At 65.3% G+C, this 711-nt stretch carries 1 protein-coding gene; it reads left to right on the top strand.

Annotation, left to right across the window (positions count from 1 at the left end; genetic code table 11):
• Positions 1–711 (top strand): thiamine pyrophosphate-dependent enzyme (locus ACR0BZ_RS19880; RefSeq protein ID WP_480921085.1); only part of this gene is annotated, 711 nt, incomplete at both ends.

The following is a 711-nucleotide window of genomic DNA, read 5'->3' as shown; positions in this document are numbered from 1 at the left end:
CGGATGTTGTCCTGTGCCTCGGCACCCGTCTGAACCCGTTCTCGACCCTGCCGGGCTATGGCATCAACTACTGGCCCGCGGATGCCAAGATCATCCAGGTTGACATCAACCCCGACCGTATCGGCCTGACCAAAGCTGTCAGCGTCGGCATCATCGGCGACGCCGCCAAGGTGGCAAAGGGCATTCTGGCCCAGCTGAGCGACACCGCCGGTGACGAAGGCCGCAAGGAGCGCAAAGAGCGCATCGCGCAGAAGAAATCGGCCTGGGCGCAGGAACTGACCTCGATGACCCACGAGGATGACGATCCGGGCACCACCTGGAACCAGCGTGCCCGCGCGGCCAAGCCCGACTGGATGAGCCCGCGCATGGCGTGGCGCGCCATTCAGGCGGCACTGCCGAAAGAGGCGATCATCAGCTCGGACATCGGCAACAACTGCGCCATCGGCAACGCCTATCCGTCGTTTGAAGAGGGGCGCAAATACCTGGCGCCGGGCCTGTTCGGCCCCTGCGGCTATGGCCTGCCCGCCGTCGTCGGTGCCAAGATCGGCTGCCCGGATGTTCCGGTTGTGGGCTTTGCCGGTGACGGTGCCTTTGGCATCGCGGTGAACGAGCTGACCGCGATCGGCCGCGAGGAATGGCCCGCCGTGACCCAGATCGTGTTCCGCAACTACCAGTGGGGCGCGGAAAAGCGCAACTCGACCCTGTGGTTCG

The sequence above is a fragment of the Ruegeria sp. P8 genome (assembly GCF_056534665.1).
This window is presented reverse-complemented; position numbering and strand designations above follow the sequence as displayed.